At 70.2% G+C, this 14,923-nt stretch carries 12 protein-coding genes; 4 read left to right on the top strand and 8 right to left on the bottom strand.

What is annotated here, in order from left to right; genetic code table 11:
• Positions 1–157 precede the first annotated feature (157 nt).
• Positions 158–877 (top strand): TetR/AcrR family transcriptional regulator, encoded by a 720-nt coding sequence (locus ACIBK6_RS32270; RefSeq protein WP_399055250.1) that lies wholly within the window; start codon positions 158–160, stop codon positions 875–877.
• Positions 878–1,100: 223 nt separating this feature from the next.
• On the opposite strand, the gene argC is transcribed toward ACIBK6_RS32270, so the two are convergent.
• The 4 genes from argC to argJ all read right to left on the bottom strand — a co-directional run bounded on the left by argC (position 1,101) and on the right by argJ (position 5,509).
• Positions 1,101–2,132, bottom strand: a complete 1,032-nt coding sequence (gene argC / locus ACIBK6_RS32265; RefSeq protein WP_399055248.1) for an N-acetyl-gamma-glutamyl-phosphate reductase — start codon at positions 2,130–2,132, stop codon at positions 1,101–1,103.
• A 73-nt stretch (positions 2,133–2,205) separates the two neighbouring features.
• Positions 2,206–3,459 (bottom strand): acetylornithine transaminase, encoded by a 1,254-nt coding sequence (locus ACIBK6_RS32260; protein ID WP_399055246.1) that lies wholly within the window; start codon positions 3,457–3,459, stop codon positions 2,206–2,208.
• On the bottom strand, positions 3,456–4,358 hold the full coding sequence (argB, locus tag ACIBK6_RS32255) for an acetylglutamate kinase (RefSeq protein ID WP_399055244.1): 903 nt from the start codon (positions 4,356–4,358) through the stop codon (positions 3,456–3,458). Before argB ends, ACIBK6_RS32260 begins: the two co-directional genes overlap by 4 nt.
• Positions 4,355–5,509, bottom strand: coding sequence for a bifunctional glutamate N-acetyltransferase/amino-acid acetyltransferase ArgJ (gene argJ, locus ACIBK6_RS32250; protein ID WP_399055242.1), 1,155 nt, complete (start codon positions 5,507–5,509; stop codon positions 4,355–4,357). The genes argB and argJ overlap by 4 nt, the downstream gene beginning before the upstream one ends.
• Positions 5,510–5,976: 467 nt before the next feature.
• Here argJ and ACIBK6_RS32245 point away from each other — a divergent pair, with 467 nt between their 5' ends.
• On the top strand, positions 5,977–6,189 hold the full coding sequence (locus tag ACIBK6_RS32245) for an MbtH family protein (RefSeq protein WP_399055240.1): 213 nt from the start codon (positions 5,977–5,979) through the stop codon (positions 6,187–6,189).
• Positions 6,190–6,391: 202 nt separating this feature from the next.
• Here ACIBK6_RS32245 and ACIBK6_RS32240 read toward each other — a convergent pair whose 3' ends face one another.
• A complete protein-coding gene (locus ACIBK6_RS32240) occupies positions 6,392–7,729 on the bottom strand; it encodes a lysine N(6)-hydroxylase/L-ornithine N(5)-oxygenase family protein (protein WP_399055237.1) in 1,338 nt (445 codons plus the stop codon).
• A gap of 385 nt (positions 7,730–8,114) precedes the next feature.
• Here ACIBK6_RS32240 and ACIBK6_RS32235 point away from each other — a divergent pair, with 385 nt between their 5' ends.
• Positions 8,115–8,789 carry an FMN-binding negative transcriptional regulator gene (locus ACIBK6_RS32235; protein ID WP_399055235.1) on the top strand — a complete coding sequence of 225 codons (675 nt, stop codon included), beginning with the start codon at positions 8,115–8,117 and terminating at the stop codon, positions 8,787–8,789.
• 125 nt (positions 8,790–8,914) lie between these two features.
• Here ACIBK6_RS32235 and ACIBK6_RS32230 read toward each other — a convergent pair whose 3' ends face one another.
• Positions 8,915–9,619, bottom strand: a complete 705-nt coding sequence (locus tag ACIBK6_RS32230; RefSeq protein ID WP_399055233.1) for an LmbU family transcriptional regulator — start codon at positions 9,617–9,619, stop codon at positions 8,915–8,917.
• 398 nt (positions 9,620–10,017) lie between these two features.
• Between ACIBK6_RS32230 and ACIBK6_RS32225 the strand changes: the two genes are divergently transcribed.
• Positions 10,018–10,320, top strand: coding sequence for a chorismate mutase (locus ACIBK6_RS32225; RefSeq protein ID WP_399055231.1), 303 nt, complete (start codon positions 10,018–10,020; stop codon positions 10,318–10,320).
• A gap of 162 nt (positions 10,321–10,482) precedes the next feature.
• Here the strand turns inward: ACIBK6_RS32225 and ACIBK6_RS32220 are convergent, their stop codons facing one another.
• A complete protein-coding gene (locus ACIBK6_RS32220; protein WP_399055229.1) occupies positions 10,483–13,695 on the bottom strand; it encodes an amino acid adenylation domain-containing protein in 3,213 nt (1,070 codons plus the stop codon).
• A gap of 55 nt (positions 13,696–13,750) precedes the next feature.
• Positions 13,751–14,902 carry an NAD(P)/FAD-dependent oxidoreductase gene (locus ACIBK6_RS32215; RefSeq protein ID WP_399055227.1) on the bottom strand — a complete coding sequence of 384 codons (1,152 nt, stop codon included), beginning with the start codon at positions 14,900–14,902 and terminating at the stop codon, positions 13,751–13,753.
• Between the last annotated feature and the right edge of the window lie 21 nt (positions 14,903–14,923).

The raw sequence follows: 14,923 nt of genomic DNA, 5'->3' as shown, positions 1-14,923 counted from the left end.
TTTTATCTAGTTACTAGTCCGAATCAAGCCACTCCCGCCATCCGTGTACGTCGTTCGATCTAGCGAACACTGTACGCCTCGGGAACGCTGTACGCAATCCCGCACAACGTGCGTTCACGCGCTATCCTGAAGCGACGAGAGAAGAAGGAGGCCCCACATGCCTGCCAAGGAGCAGCTGATCCAATCGGTCTGGACCCGCCCGCGCCGCGTCCGACGCGAGCAGCCGGCGCTGAGCCGCGATCAGATCGTGGCCGAGGCGATCAGGCTCCTGGACGCCGAGGGGATCGAGGCGCTGAGCATGCGCCGCCTGGGCGCCCGCCTGAACGCCGGTGCCACCTCGCTGTATTCGCACGTGGCCAGCAAGGATGAGCTGATCGAGCTGGTCGTGGACGAGGTCTACGGCGAGATGGTGGTGCCGGACGCCGAGGAGGAGGGCTGGCGCTCGGCGGCCGCGTCCAGTGCGCAGAGTCTGCGCGCCGCGATCCTCAGGCACCCGTGGCTTGTTTCCGTCCTCGGCCGTGCCGGATTCTCGTCACTCGGCCCGAACATGATGCGCAATACCGACCGGATGCTGGCCATTTTCGAGGCGGGCGGCTGCGATCTGGACGAGGCCGACCATGCCATGAAGGCGTTGCTGGCGTACGTCGTCGGGATGGGCACCAGTGAGGCGGCGTGGCTGACGGCGCTCAACCGCAGCGGCAAGAGCCCACAGGAGTGGGCCGAAGACCTGTGGCCGACCGTCGAGCAGGCCGCCCAGCCCTACCCGCGACTGCACGCCTGGTGCGTGTCGCGCCGCACCGGCGACCCGATGGGCGGCGGCTCGACGGACATCTTCGCCTACGGCCTTGACCGGCTGCTCAACGGGCTTGAGGCCTGAGCACGGTGGCGGGCGGGCCGGGGCTCTTGGTACGCCCCGGCCGCCACGCCCTTGAGGCACCCGGGGTGGGGGTGCCTTCGTACGGCGCCCCCGCTCGTGGGTGGGGCGCCTTCGTGCGACGCCGTGGGTGACGGCGCGTTCATGGGATGCCGCCCACGACGGCGATACGCGGCACGGGACAGGGCGGTTACGGGAAACGGCGGTCAGTGACCGGCCGTGCCGCTCAGGGCGCGAGACCGGTCGTGGACAGGCCCGTCTCCTCCGGCAGTCCGAGGGCGATGTTCATGGACTGCACCGCTCCGCCCGCCGTGCCCTTGGTGAGGTTGTCGATGGCGCTGACCGCGATGATCCGGTGCGCGCTCTCGTCGTACGCGACCTGGACCTGCACCGCGTTGGAGCCGTGCACGGCGCCGGTCGTCGGCCACTGCCCCTCGGGCAGCAGATGCACGAACTGCTCGTCCGCGTACGCCTTTTCATACGCGGCACGGACCGCCTCCGCCGTCACTCCGGGCTTCGCCCGCGCCGAGCTGGTGGCCAGGATGCCGCGCGGCATCGGTGCCAGCGTCGGTGTGAACGAGACGGTGACCCGCTCGCCCGCGACGGAGCTGAGGTTCTGGGCGATCTCCGGGGTGTGCCGGTGGCCGCCGCCCACGCCGTACGGCGACATGCTGCCCATGACCTCGGAGCCGAGCAGGTGCGGCTTGGCCGCCTTGCCCGCCCCCGAGGTCCCGGACGCGGCGACGATCACCGCGTCGGCCTCGGCGAGCCGCCCGGCGTACGCGGGGAACAGGCCGAGCGAGACGGCGGTGGGATAGCAGCCGGGTACCGCGATGCGCTTGGAACCCTCCAACGCGGCCCGGGCGCCGGGGAGTTCGGGAAGTCCGTAGGGCCAGGTGCCGGCGTGGGCGGAGCCGTAGAACCTCTCCCACTCGGCCGCGTTGCGCAGCCTGAAGTCGGCGCCCATGTCGACCACGAGGACGTCGCGGCCGAGTTGTTCGGCGACGGCGGCGGACTGGCCGTGCGGCAGGGCGAGGAAGACCACGTCGTGGCCGGACAGCACCTCGACGGTGGTCTGCTCCAGGACGCGGTCGGCGAGCGGCAGCAGGTGCGGCTGCAACGCCCCCAGGTACTGGCCGGCGTTGGAGTTGCCGGTCAGGGCGCCGATCGCGACATCGGGGTGGCCGAGGAGCAGACGCAGCACTTCGCCGCCCGCGTACCCGCTCGCTCCGGCCACAGCCGCTCGTATCTTCTTCATGAGTCCTCCCCGTCGCGGGCCTGTCTCCGTACCGGTCCCGGACGGCCGCCGTCAGCCATGTCGGTCGTGAACATCAGAGGTGGGCGAAGCGCTCGGCGCGCTCTTCGGTGAGGGCGTCGACGGCGGTCGTCGCCCGGCGCCACCCCTCGTGGATGTGGCCCAGTACGCGGCCCAGAGTGTGCAGGAAGGCCGCCACTTCCTCGTCGCCGATGATCAGCGGCGGGGCGAGCCGGATCACGTCCGGCGCGACGGCGTTCACCAACAGGCCCGATTCCTCGGCCACTTGCTGCACCTGGAGGGCGAGCGGCTCGGCCAGGACGATGCCCATCAGGAGGCCCGCTCCGCGCACCTCGCCGATCAGGGGGTGGCCGAGCGCCTCGATGCCGTCGCGCAGTTGCTCGCCCTGGCGCTGGACGTGGTCCAGGAGTCCCTCGTCGGCGATGGTGTCGAGGACCGCGAGCGCGGCGGCGCAGGCGACGGGGTTGCCGCCGAAGGTGGTGCCGTGCGAGCCGGGGCCGAGGAGCTGGGCGGCCCGGCCGAAGGCGAGGGTCGCGCCGATCGGGAGCCCGCCGCCGAGGCCCTTGGCGAGTGTGACGATGTCCGGTTCGATGCCCTGGGCCTGGTGCTGGAACCAGTGGCCGGTGCGGCCGATGCCGGTCTGCACCTCGTCCACGGCGAGCAGGGCTCCGGCGGCCCGGGTGATCTCACGGGCGGCGGCCAGGTAGCCGGGCGGCGGGACGATCACGCCGTTCTCGCCCTGGATCGGCTCGATGACGACGAGGGCGGTGTGCGAGGTGACGGCTTCGCGCAGGGCCTCGGCGTCGCCGAACTCGACGAAGGTGACGTCCTCGGGGAAGGGCTCGAACGGAGTCCGCTTGGCCGGCTGCCCGGTCACCGACAGGGCGCCCATGGTGCGGCCGTGGAAGCCGCCCCGGGTCGCCACCATGTGGCGGCGCCCGGTCAGGCGGCCGATCTTGAAGGCGGCTTCGTTGGCCTCGGCGCCGGAGTTGCAGAAGAAGACGCGCCCCGGGCGGCCGGCCAGCTCCAGGAGCCGCTCGGCGAGCTCGACCGGCTCGGGGGCGATGAACAGGTTGGATACGTGGCCGAGCCGGCCGACCTGCTCGCTGACGGCCCGTACGATCGCCGGGTGCGCGGTACCCAGGGCGTTGACGGCTATGCCGCCGACGAAGTCCAGGTACTTCTTGCCGTTCGCGTCCCAGAACGCGGCGCCCTCGCCGCGCACCAGCGGCACGCGCGGGGTGCCGTAGTTGCCCATCAGCGAGGCCTGCCAGCGCTGTACGAGCTCGGTATTGTCGGCCTCGCTCATTTCGATCCCTCTTCTCCGTCCGGCACGACCACCGTGCCGACTCCCTCGTCCGTGAACATCTCCAACAGGACCGAGTGCTGGACCCGGCCGTCGATGACGCGGGCGTTGCTCACGCCGTTGCGCACCGCGTGCAGGCAGCCCGCCATCTTCGGCACCATGCCGCTGGACAGCTCGGGCAGCAGCTTCTCCAGCTCCGTCGCCGTGAGCTTGCTGATCACCTCGTCGCTGTTGGGCCAGTCCGCGTAGAGGCCTTCGACGTCGGTGAGGAACATCAGGGTTTCGGCGCCAAGCGCCGCAGCGAGCGCCGCAGCCGCCGTATCAGCATTGACGTTGTAGACATGTGTGTCGTCCTGTGAGTGGGCGATCGAGGAGATGACCGGGATCCGGCCGTTCTCAAGGAGTGCCTCGACGGCGCCGGTGTCGACCTCGGTGATCTCACCGACCCGGCCGATGTCGACCAGTTCGCCGTCGATCTCGGGCCAGTGCCTGGAGGCCGTGATGGTGTGGGCGTCCTCGCCGGTGAGGCCGACGGCGAGCGGGCCGTGCTGGTTCAGCAGACCGACCAGCTCGCGCTGGACCTGGCCGGCCAGCACCATGCGGACGACGTCCATCGCCTCGGGTGTGGTGACGCGCAGGCCCGCCTTGAACTCGCTGGCCAGTCCGCGCCGGTCGAGTTCCGCGCTGATCTGCGGGCCGCCGCCGTGCACGACCACCGGCTTCAGTCCGGCGTGGTGGAGGAAGACGACATCGCGGGCGAAGGCGGCCTTCAGCTCGTCGTCGACCATGGCGTTGCCGCCGAACTTGATGACGGCTATCTCGCCGCGGTGGCGGATCAGCCACGGCAGCATTTCCAGGATGGACTCCGCCTTGGCCAGGCCCGGGTGCTGGTCGGTCTTCATGATGCGTACGCGCTGTTCTCGTGGACGTACTCGGCGGTCAGGTCGTTGGCCCAGACGGTGGCCGACTCGGTGCCCGCGGCGAGGTCGGCGGTGATGACGACACCCCGCCCGCGCAGGTCCACCGCGTCGCGGTCCGCCCCGATCGCGCCGTCCTTGCAGACCCACACGCCGTTGAAGGCGACGTTCAGCAGGTCCGGGTCGAAGCCGGCCCGGGTGGTGCCGATCGCGGCGAGCACCCGGCCCCAGTTGGGATCCTCGCCGTGGATGGCGCACTTGAGGAGGTTGTTGCGGGCGATGGTCCGGGCGACCTCGACCGCGTCGTCCTCCGATGCCGCGCCCACGACGTCGATGCGGATGTCCTTGGAGGAGCCCTCGGCGTCGCCGATGAGCTGGCGGGCCAGATCGTCGCAGACGGTCCGGACCGCTTCGGCGAACTCCCCGTATTTCGGGCTCAGTTGGGAGGCTCCGGAGGCGAGGAGCAGCACGGTGTCGTTGGTGGACATGCAGCCGTCGGAGTCGACCCGGTCGAAGGTGGTGCGGGTCGCGGCGCGCAGCGCCTTGTCGAGGCTGTCGCTGCCGAGGTCCGCGTCGGTGGTCAGCACCACCAGCATCGTGGCGAGGCCGGGGGCGAGCATGCCGGCGCCCTTGGCCATGCCGCCCAGGGTCCAGCCGTCGCCCTCGTACACGGCGGTCTTGTGCACCGAGTCGGTGGTCATGATGGCGCGGGCGGCGTTCTCACCGCCGTCCGTGGACAGTTGGGCCGCGGCGTTCTCGACTCCGGTGAGCAGGCGGTCCATCGGCAGCCGGATGCCGATGAGCCCGGTGGAGGCGACGGCTACCTGATCGGCGCGGTGTCCCGCAAGGAGCCCGGCCACCTGCTCGGCGGTGACCCGCGTGTCGTCCTGGCCCTCGGGGCCCGTGCAGGCGTTGGCGCCACCGGAGTTGAGGACGACGGCGCCGACCTCCCCGCCGGCCAGAACCCGTTTGCTCCACAGCACGGGCGCGGCCTGCACCCGGTTGGACGTGAAGACGCCCGCCGCGGCTCTGCTCGGACCGGTGTTGACCACCAGGGCCAGATCCGGATTGCCATTGCTCTTGATTCCGGCTGCGACGCCTGCGGCCGAGAAGCCCTGCGCTGCCGTAACACTCATGGCGAAACTCCTAGGGTGGAAAATGCCTGTTTCTTAAGGGGGCGAAGCGGCTTGAGAGGGCTGCCGCGAGCGGCCGTTCCATCGGGCCCGGACTGCCGGTGCCCGTGTCTCCATGCCGGTGCCGGAGTGGTACGTCAGCCACTATCAGCCGGAGCTCGACCGTTCGTCTAGCGCCCTGTGCCAAACTGCTGGAAATTCAAGTCCTTCAGCGCGGACTGTCCTGTCCACAGGACACCGGGCGGTCTCGGCCGGGAGAAACTTCCCGGCTTTGACCGTGGACGGATCACTGATATGCATGGACAGATCAACCGGCCTTCAGGAGCGCGGCGTTGCCATTATGTCGCGGCTCCGAAAGGCCGAACACCCTAAGAATGCGGGCTGGGAGCCTATCCACCTCGCACAGTACACGGATCACGAATCACTTCCCATGGGAAGCCGATCGTGAACGGCTTGAATTGGAGTGGACGATGAGCAGCAACCTGTTCGATGACGCGGATGGCCAGTTCTATGTCCTGGTGAACGAGGAGGAGCAGCACTCCCTTTGGCCCTCATTCGTCGAGGTTCCGGCCGGCTGGCGGGTGGCGTTCGGCGAGAGCGGTCACCAGGAGTGCCTGGACTTCGTCGAGGAGAACTGGACCGACCTGCGCCCCAAGAGCCTGCGCGAGGCGATGGCCGCCTAGGCGCTCCGCGGGAGTGGGGGCTTTTCGGCTGCGGGTCGGCCGTGGCTGGTCGCGCAGTTCCCCGCGCCCCTTCAGGGGCCCGTACCGCAGCGGACTTCCGCAAGTCCGCGTAGGCGACCGCCCCCAGGAAGGTTTCGGTCCCCCCCACCTGCGAACGGCTCGTCAGCCCGTGCTGACGGGCCGTTCGCGCAGGGGCCATCGGTCAACCCGCCATGGCCGCCACCAGCTGCCCCCGCTCCTTCAGCACGGGCCGGCTGCTGACGATGGAGTCGGCGATCTCCCCACTGCGGATGGCGATGTTCGACAGCAGCGCCGACGACAGGCCGTGGGTGTGCTCGGTGCCGCCCTGGATGTACAGGCCGCAGGGCAGTTCGGGCAGGGTGACCAGCCGGTTGTCGCGCTGCACCTGGTGCTTTCCGGCGTCGTCGCGCAGGCAGTAGCGGTCGAGGTCGCCGAGCAGCCGGCTCGGGTCCAGGGAGTCGTACCCGGTGGCGAACACGATCGCGTCCACGTCGAGTTCCCGCGTGTGCCCGTCGAGCAGGGTGTCCAGCAGGACCCGCGTCTCCTCGCCGGCCCGCTTGACCTCCCTGACCCTGGTCATGTTGAGGAAATGCAGGCGCTTGACGCCTGCGACGTCCTCGTCGTACGAGCGCCGGTACAGGTCCTTGATGACGTCGCCGTCGACCACCGAGTAGTTCGTGTTCTTGTGATAGCGCCAGAATGATTCCCGCGCTTTCTCCGTTCCGTAGTAGTAGTCGTCGACCGCGTCCGGGTCGAATATCTGGTTCGCGAAAGGCGTGTCGTCCGCGACGGAGTATCCGTACGACGGGAAGATCGCGGACACTTCCGCGTGCGGGAGGCTGTCGTAGAGGAACCTGGTGATCTCGGCGGCGCTCTGGCCCGCGCCGACCACCGCCACGCGCTTCAGGTCGCTGGGGTTCATGCGCCGGTACTTGGCCAGGAACTCCGAGCTGTGCCAGACGCGTTCGTCGGCCTTCATACCCTGCGGCATGCGCGGCACCAGGCCCGTCGAGATGGCCACGTTGCGCGCGTTGACCAGCCGGGTCACGCCGCTGGCGTTGTCCCGGACCTCGACCTCGACGTAGTCGGGGCGCTCGCCGCCGAGCCCCGGCGGCAGCCGGATCGCGGTGACGTCCGAGCCGTAGTTGACCCGGTCGGTGAAGTTCGCGGCCGCCCACTCCAGGTACTGGTGGAACTCCAGCCGGGTCGGGAAGAAGTCCATGTTGTTGACGAACTTCGCCAGCCGGCCCGACTCGTGCAGATACGACACATAGCCGAACCGCGACACGGGATTGCGGAAGGTCGCCAGGTCCTTCAGGAACGAGATCTGCATGGTCGCGGACGGCAGCAGCATGTTCCGGTGCCAGCCGAACGCCTGCTGCCGCTCGAAGAACACCGCGGTGGTCGGGTTTGCCGGAGTGTTCTCCCGGTGTTCTTCCAGAGAGATGGCGAGCGACAGGTTCGACGGGCCGAAACCGATACCGACTACGTCGTATACCTCGGGTGCACGAGTACTCATAGAGAATTCTCCCGTTTTGGTAGCTGTGACGGGACCTGCCGACCTTTCGACAGGTCAATTCGTGTATATCCCAAGAGGCCTCTGAACAGGAAGTCGTCAACTGTCGTCGTGCTCATGGATTGTGGTCTCGGAATCTCAACCGGCGGTCCGGGAGACATGCGTTCATGGGGTGCACTCAAGAACGCCTCGGAAACCAACCTAGAGCGGCCGGACGAGTGTTGCAAGACTTTCGGTCAAGGAACGCACCAGGATGCCGATGTCCTGTCGACAGTACAGCGTCGTGAGTGCGCCGAAATTATTTGACAGAACCACGCGAAGCCCCAGTAGCGTCGATGTCGAGTGGCACCCCTGCCGCATGTGGGATCTCTGAAAGGGTGGATGCCGGATGTTCGTTCCCAGCCAATACCGTGAACCTGACGGTTCATGGATGGTCGACCTGATCCGCAACAATCCGATGGCGCTGATGGCCTCCAACAGCAGCCCGGCCGACGGAAGTTCTCCGGCCAGTCCCTATGCCACGCATCTGCCTGTGATACCGGATCCGCAGATGGCCGGCGAATGGGCCGACGACCTGTCCGGCGGAACTCTCCTCGGCCATATGAACCGCGCCAATCCGCACTGGTCGGCGCTGGAAACCGGAAGCAATGTCCTGCTGGTCTTCTCCGGCCCGCACGCCTATGTGTCGCCGACCGTGTACGAGCTGACGCCGGCCGCCCCGACCTGGAACTTCACCTCGGTGCATGTGCACGGCGTGGTCGAGAAGTTCGACTCGCTCGACGAGACCCTGGAGGTGGTGCAGTCCACCGTGCGGGCCTTCGAGGGTGCTTTCGGCACCGGCTGGGACATGTCCGAATCGATCGGCTACTTCCACAAACTGGCGCCCGCGGTTGGTTCGTTCCGGATCCGGGTGACCGGCGCCGACGGCATGTTCAAGCTCAGCCAGGAGCAGGCGCCCGAGGTCCGCGACCGTGTGCAGGCGTCCTTCGCCGGACGTGAGTGCGGCCGGCACCGCGAGGCGGCCCGGCTCATGAGCGAGTTGCCGGCGTGCGCGCGGGCCTGATCCGGCGGCGCCCGGCCGCGTAGGCTCGTCCGGACAGCCTTCAGGGCCCTCACTCCTCGGGGAGTGCGGGCCCTGCGGCATGTGCGACGATCCGTGGGGTGGGAGCCGGTGTCCGAGCCCGGCTCTCAGGCGCTGATGCTGGCCCGCTCCTGTAGCTGTTCCAGCTCAGCGATCTCCTCCAGGGCCCGTCCGGCGGCGCTGTCGAGCGTCTCAAGGACCCACTGCTCCAGGCCGAGCCCCGACTGCTCAGCGGCCTTGTGCCACCACTGCAGGCGGCTGTCGGGCAGGGCGAGGCGCCGGGTCGTCTCCAACTGCTTGCCGGCGCGCGGCTCGTCGGCCCGCGCCATGCGCAGCGCGCCGCGGAGCTGCTTGGTGGTCCACTTCTTCTGCTCGGCCCGGTCCAGCCACGCGTCCTGCTCCTCGACCGGCAGGGAGGCTATCTCGGCGTGGTGCTGGAACGTCAGCGCCTGGCGGCGCCGGTCGAAGGCGAAACGGCGGGCGACCCAGGCGTAGTTGCGCAGGGTCTGGTACTGGAGCCCGGCGGTGCGGATGCCCCGCTGGTAGCGGTCGGTGTAGTGGTCCTTGCCGTACACGAGCCAGTCGCCGAGCCACCACGAGGACGAGTCCACGATGCCGGAGAGCCGGCACCCGGCCTGCTCCCAGTCCTCGTAGTTCATCCCGGCCGGCAGCTGCAGACCCACCTTCGTGGTGAGCACCTGGGCCCGCCGGTCGTCGGGGCTGTTCCTGCGCTGGCGGGGCAGGGCGTCGGTCCTTCGGCGGAACGGGGCGACTGTGGCGCCTTCGAGGTCACTGGTCCGACTGGTCATCATGCCTCCGTGTGCATGGGCGCGGGCGCGCTGAGCCGCGCGGTCCGTGCCCTAACGGGAATGGATTCATGGGATTGCGGCAGCAGTCCTCGGACGCGGCTCGTCTTCGGTCGCCTCTGCGCACCGTTCTGCACGGCCGGACCGTCAACACCCTCGACCACTCCCCCCGTTCGCCTCGACCACAGATCCCCCCACGTCATGGCGGCTGTCGGCCTCCGCCCCCGCGCCGGTGACACCGGGTGCCCGCTCGCGCGAGGGGAGGCCGCTCATGGGCCATCGAACACCGCACCGCGCAACACCTCCGCAACAGGCGGCTCGCGCGGCCGCGTTGCGCACCCGTTGCGGGCTGTCCGGTCTTCTTGTCCCCAACGGTTCGGTCCCATCGATGAGAGGCCCCGAAGATGTCCGTCACCACCACCGCGCAGGCGCCCACCGAGACCACCGGCGCCCGTACCGAGCAGGCCGCGTCGGTGATCAGCGACGCCCGTGAGCGCATCGACGCGCTCGACAACCGCATCATCGGCCTGATCCGGGAGCGCATGGCCTACTCGGCCATGATCCAGGAGACCCGCATCTCGTCGGGCGGCCGCCGCGTCAACCTGTCCCGTGAGATGGAGATCCTGTCCCACTACAGCGATTCGCTCGGCAAGCCCGGCACGACCCTCGCCATGACGCTCCTGGAGCTCGGCCGGGGCCGCATCTGAACCGGCCGGCACGGGGCCTGCGGGGCCCGTACACGGCGAAAGGGCCGCACCTGGGGGTGCGGCCCTTTCGCCGTGCCAAGACCCTGCCCGCTCGCCCGCACGCGGGCAGCACCGCGGCCCGCCGGATCCTGTCCGGCGGGCCGCGGTGCCTTGCTGCTCCGGTTATGCCTGGCCGTCCACCACCTCGGCCAGCTCGGCGATCGTCTGCCGCCGGAACACGTCCTTGGCGGTGATCGGCAGTCCGGCCTTCTTCGCCTTGGCGACCACCATGATCCCGAGGATCGAGTCGCCGCCCAGCTGGTAGAAGTTGTCGGTGATGCCGACCTCGGCGACCCCCAGGACCTGGGACCAGATCCCGGCGAGCAGCCGCTCGGTGTCGGTGCGCGGCGCGAGGCCGGCGCCGGCGTCCGCGGTGTGCTCCGGGGCCGGCAGCGCCTTGCGGTCGATCTTGCCGTTGGGGGTGAGCGGGAACTCGGCGAGCGTCACCACGGCCGAGGGCACCATGAACTCCGGCAGCCGGGCGGCCACGAAGTCGCGCAGCTCGGATACCTCGGGCTGCTGCCCGGCGACCGGCCGTACGTACCCGACCAGGCGCTTGTGCCCGTCCTCCTCCAGGGCCATGACGAACGCGGCCTCGATGTCCGGGTGCTGGGCGAGGACCAGCTCGATCTCGCTCGGCTCGATCCGGTAGCCGCGGACCTTGACCTGGTGGTCGACCCGGCCCACGTACTCGATGGCGCCCTGGCCCGTCCAGCGCACCAAGTCCCCGGTCCGGTACATCCGGTCGTCCGGCGCCTGGCCGTGCGGGTTGTCGAGGAAGCGCTCGGCGGTCAGCTCGGGCCGGTTGAGGTAGCCGCGCGCCACCCCGGGACCCGCGACGTACAGCTCGCCGACAACCCCGACGGGCACCGGGTTGAGCTGCTCGTCCAGTACGTACACGGTGGTGTTGGCGAGCGGGCCGCCGATGGGGACGGCGGCGTTCTCGTCGGCCTCGCGCACCAGCTGCCAGGTGGCGTACGTGGTGGTCTCGGTGGGCCCGTAGACGTGCAGCAGTCGCTCGGGCGGCTCGGCGGCCAGAACCTGCGCCACCCGGGCGGAGTTGACCGCCTCGCCGCCGAACAGCAGGTGCCGCAGCGTGCGGAAGGCGTTGGGGTCGGCGGCGACGACCTGGTTGAAGACGGCGGTGGTCAGGAACAGCGTGGTGATGTGGTGCCGGGTCAGCGCGCCGATCAGGGCGGCCGGGTCGAGCAGGGTGTGCTTGTCGATCACGACGAGGCGGGCCCCGGCGACCAGCGGTGCCCAGATCTCGAAGGTGGCCGCGTCGAAGGTGGCGTCGGCGCCCTGGCCCACCACGTCGTCCTCGCGCAGCGCCACGTAGTCGGCGTTGCACACCAGGCGGGTGATGGAGCGGTGCTCGATGACGGTGCCCTTGGGCTGGCCCGTCGAGCCCGAGGTGTAGATGACGTACGCGGCGTCCCGCCCCGAGACCTGGACCTGCGGCGGCGTGTCGGGCAGCGCCGCGATGGCCTCCTTCTCCTGGTCCAGGCAGACCATCCTGACGTCCGCGTCCGGCAGCTTCGACGTCAGCCGCCGCTCGGTCAGGCACACCGTCGCCTCGGCGTCGGCGAGCATGAACGCCAGCCGGTCGGAGGGGTATTCGGGGTCCAGCGGCAGATAGGCGCAGCCTGCCCGCAGCACGCCGATCAGCGCGGCGAACAGTTCGGGGCCGCGCGGCAGGCAGACCGCGACGAAGGATCCGGGCCGGACACCGGCCGACACCACCAGGTTGGCCAGCCGGTTCGCCCGCGCGTCCAGCTCGGCGTACGTCGTCGACGTGCCCCTGCCGTCCACCACGGCGACCGCGTCCGGCCGGGCCCGCGCCTGGTCGCCGAACAGCTCGTGGACGCCTCGGTCGGCGGGGAAGTCGACGCGGTTGACGGCCCAGTCGGTGAGCACCGTGCGGCGCTCCTCCTCGTCGAGGAGGGGGAGCTCGCCCACCGCGCGCGCCGGTTCGGCCACGGCGGCGGCCAGCAGGACGACCAGGTGCCGGGCGAGCCGCTCCATGGTGCCCGCGTCGAACAGCGCGGTGTCGTACTCCAGGACGCCGGCCAGTTCGCCCGACTCGGTCTCGGTGAACTCGACGGTGACGTCGTACGCCGAGGGCACCCCGGCGGGACGGAACTCCCGCACGGTGAGTCCGGGCAGTCCGGCCTCGTGACCCGCCGTCTCGCGCAGCACCACCATCGCCTGCACTAGCGGCCGGCGGCCGCCCTCGCCCTGCTCGCCCAGCTCGCCGACGAGGCGCTCGTAGGGCACCTCCTGGTGGGCGAAGGCGTCCTGGAGGGCCTGGGTGCTCTCGGTGAGGAGCTCCGCGAACGGCGTCGTGGGCAGTACGGTGCCGCGCACGACGAGCGGGTTGGCGAAGTGGCCGACCAGGCCGCTCAGTTCGGGCCGGGCCTCGCGGCCGGCCGCGACCGTGCCGAGCACCAGGTCCTGCTGCTGGCTGTAGCGCGAGAAGAGCACCTGGCAGGCGGTGAACAGGCCGCCGAACAGGGTGCCGCCGCGCTCGCGGGCCAGGTCGCCCAGGCCGCTGACGACCTCGGCCGGGACCCGGAAGGAGTGCAGCGCGCCGTCGGCGCCGCGCCCGCCCGTCCGGGGCCGGTCGGTGGGCAGCCGCAGCACGGGGAGGTCGGCCAGCCGCTTGCGCCAGCAGTCCAGGCGCGAGGCCAGCTTGGCGTCGCTGAACCGCTTGCGCTGCCAGGCCGCGTGGTCGGCGTAGCGCACCGTGAGCTCGGGCAGCTGGGCGGGCCTGCCCACCAGGGCGGCCTCGTACAGCTCGGCCAGCTCGGCGGTGATGACGTCCTTCGACCACTGGTCCGCGGCGATCCGGTGCAGGCACAGCACCAGGACGTGCTCAGTGCTGGTCAGCTGGGCGAGCAGCACCCGCAGCACGGGACCGGAGTCGAGGTGGAAGGGAGCCGCGAGCAACTCCGCTATGCGGGCGTCCAGTTGGGCCTGGCGGGCCGGTGCGGGCAGCGGTGCGAGGTCGGCGGGCTCCAGCTCGATCGGGGCCACCGGCCACACGCTCTGGACGGGCTTGCCGTCCACCACGGCGTAGGTGGTGCGCAGCGGTTCGTGCCGGGCCACCAGCTGGCGGACCGCTTCGGTCAGGGCGGTCTGCCGCAGCTCGCCGGTCAGGCGGAGCGCGACGACCAGGTGGTGCTCCGGCCCGTGGGAGGCGAGCCGGTACAGCTGTTCCTGGCCGAGGGAGAGCGGAAGCAGCTCGTCCCCGGTGGTGGCCGGCCCCCGGTCCCGCAGCAGCAGCGTCGGCTCCTCGCCCAGCTGGGCGCCGGGGCCGATCGTCACGTCGGTCATCGTGTCATTCCCTTCGCGTCCACAGAAAGTTCGGTTTCACGCAGAGCGGTGCCGGTCACGCGGCCACCCGGTCCGCCATGAGTTCGAGCAGTTCGGGGGTGAGGAATTCATCGACCGGGCAGACGCCCGACATCGTCGAGAAGTACCGGGAACTGAGTTCGGGGCTCGTGGAAATCGCGCGCAGCATCTCCAACTGGTGCTCCGGCGCGGTCAGTCGGCCCGTTTTCAGGGTGCTGCGGTAAAAGGGCATGAGGGCCTCGGTGCGCTGCACGGAGAAGCGTTCCAGGGCGGCCTGAAGACGGTCCGGGTCCTGGAGGCCGTCGCCGATGCAGTCCACGAGCAGCTGGGACGAGAAGAAGCCGTCGGTGATGCCGCGCGCGGTGATCGAGTCCTTGTGGTGTCCGGCGTCACCGATCAGCGCCCAGCCGGGGCCGGCCGCCTGCCGGAAGAAGTTGCGCTGGTCCCCGGTGCCGTGGACCCGCTCCAGGTTCTCGCCGCCCGCCATCTGCTCGCGTACCTCGGGCGCCGTCGCCTCCACACAGCCGAGCAGCGCGTTCAGGGCGTCGCCGCGGACGGTGTTGAACTCCGACTGGGGGAAGTAGCCGGCCACCAGGGTCGCGCCGTCGTTGGTCGGTACGGTGCCGACCCAGCGGCCGGGCGCCTCGAAGAGCCGGAACTGCTCCGGAAGGCCCGACCAGTAGCTGTAGTACGCGCAGGTCAGGGACGCGTCCTCGATCACGAGCGGGGCCTCGACCTTCGCCGCGACCGTCGAGCGCATTCCGTCGGCGCCGATGACGAGGCGGGCGCGCTCGACGGTGCCGCCGCCGCCCCGGACCGAGCCGATGCGGACGCCGACCACCCGGTCGTCCTCCCACACCAGGTCGTTCACGGAGCAGTTGTCGCGGAACTCGACGCCCGCGTCCACCGCGGCCTGCGCGAGGATCGAGTCGAGCAGGTAGCGCCGGGGCGCGTAGGAGGCCGCCTGGCCGTCGGCCGGCCAGGAGCAGCCGTCGAGCCTGATGTCGTCGATGGTGTAGCGGACCTGGTCGAGGACCGGGGCGCCGGTGTTCACGACGTCGTCAAGCACGCCCCAGCGGGCCAGCTGCGCCACACCGGGCTGGTGGATGTAGAGGGTGGACAGGGTGTCCTTGGGGAACCGGGCCCGCTCCAGCATGAGCACCCGGTATCCGGCGCGCGCGAGCAACATGGCGGCCGGTGCTCCGGCGGC

Source organism: Streptomyces sp. NPDC050485, assembly GCF_044458185.1.
GTDB lineage: Bacteria > Actinomycetota > Actinomycetes > Streptomycetales > Streptomycetaceae > Streptomyces.
This window is presented reverse-complemented; position numbering and strand designations above follow the sequence as displayed.

Coding starts and splice junctions, on each gene's coding strand:
- argB (WP_399055244.1), bottom strand. CDS start 4,358: ATGAAGACCGACCAGCACCCGGGCCTGGCCAAGGCGGAGTCCATCCTG.
- ACIBK6_RS32215 (WP_399055227.1), bottom strand. CDS start 14,902: ATGTTGCTCGCGCGCGCCGGATACCGGGTGCTCATGCTGGAGCGGGCC.
- argC (WP_399055248.1), bottom strand. CDS start 2,132: ATGAAGAAGATACGAGCGGCTGTGGCCGGAGCGAGCGGGTACGCGGGC.
- ACIBK6_RS32225 (WP_399055231.1), top strand. CDS start 10,018: ATGTCCGTCACCACCACCGCGCAGGCGCCCACCGAGACCACCGGCGCC.
- argJ (WP_399055242.1), bottom strand. CDS start 5,509: ATGAGTGTTACGGCAGCGCAGGGCTTCTCGGCCGCAGGCGTCGCAGCC.
- ACIBK6_RS32270 (WP_399055250.1), top strand. CDS start 158: ATGCCTGCCAAGGAGCAGCTGATCCAATCGGTCTGGACCCGCCCGCGC.
- ACIBK6_RS32260 (WP_399055246.1), bottom strand. CDS start 3,459: ATGAGCGAGGCCGACAATACCGAGCTCGTACAGCGCTGGCAGGCCTCG.
- ACIBK6_RS32220 (WP_399055229.1), bottom strand. CDS start 13,695: ATGACCGACGTGACGATCGGCCCCGGCGCCCAGCTGGGCGAGGAGCCG.
- ACIBK6_RS32245 (WP_399055240.1), top strand. CDS start 5,977: ATGAGCAGCAACCTGTTCGATGACGCGGATGGCCAGTTCTATGTCCTG.
- ACIBK6_RS32240 (WP_399055237.1), bottom strand. CDS start 7,729: ATGAGTACTCGTGCACCCGAGGTATACGACGTAGTCGGTATCGGTTTC.
- ACIBK6_RS32235 (WP_399055235.1), top strand. CDS start 8,115: ATGTTCGTTCCCAGCCAATACCGTGAACCTGACGGTTCATGGATGGTC.
- ACIBK6_RS32230 (WP_399055233.1), bottom strand. CDS start 9,619: ATGATGACCAGTCGGACCAGTGACCTCGAAGGCGCCACAGTCGCCCCG.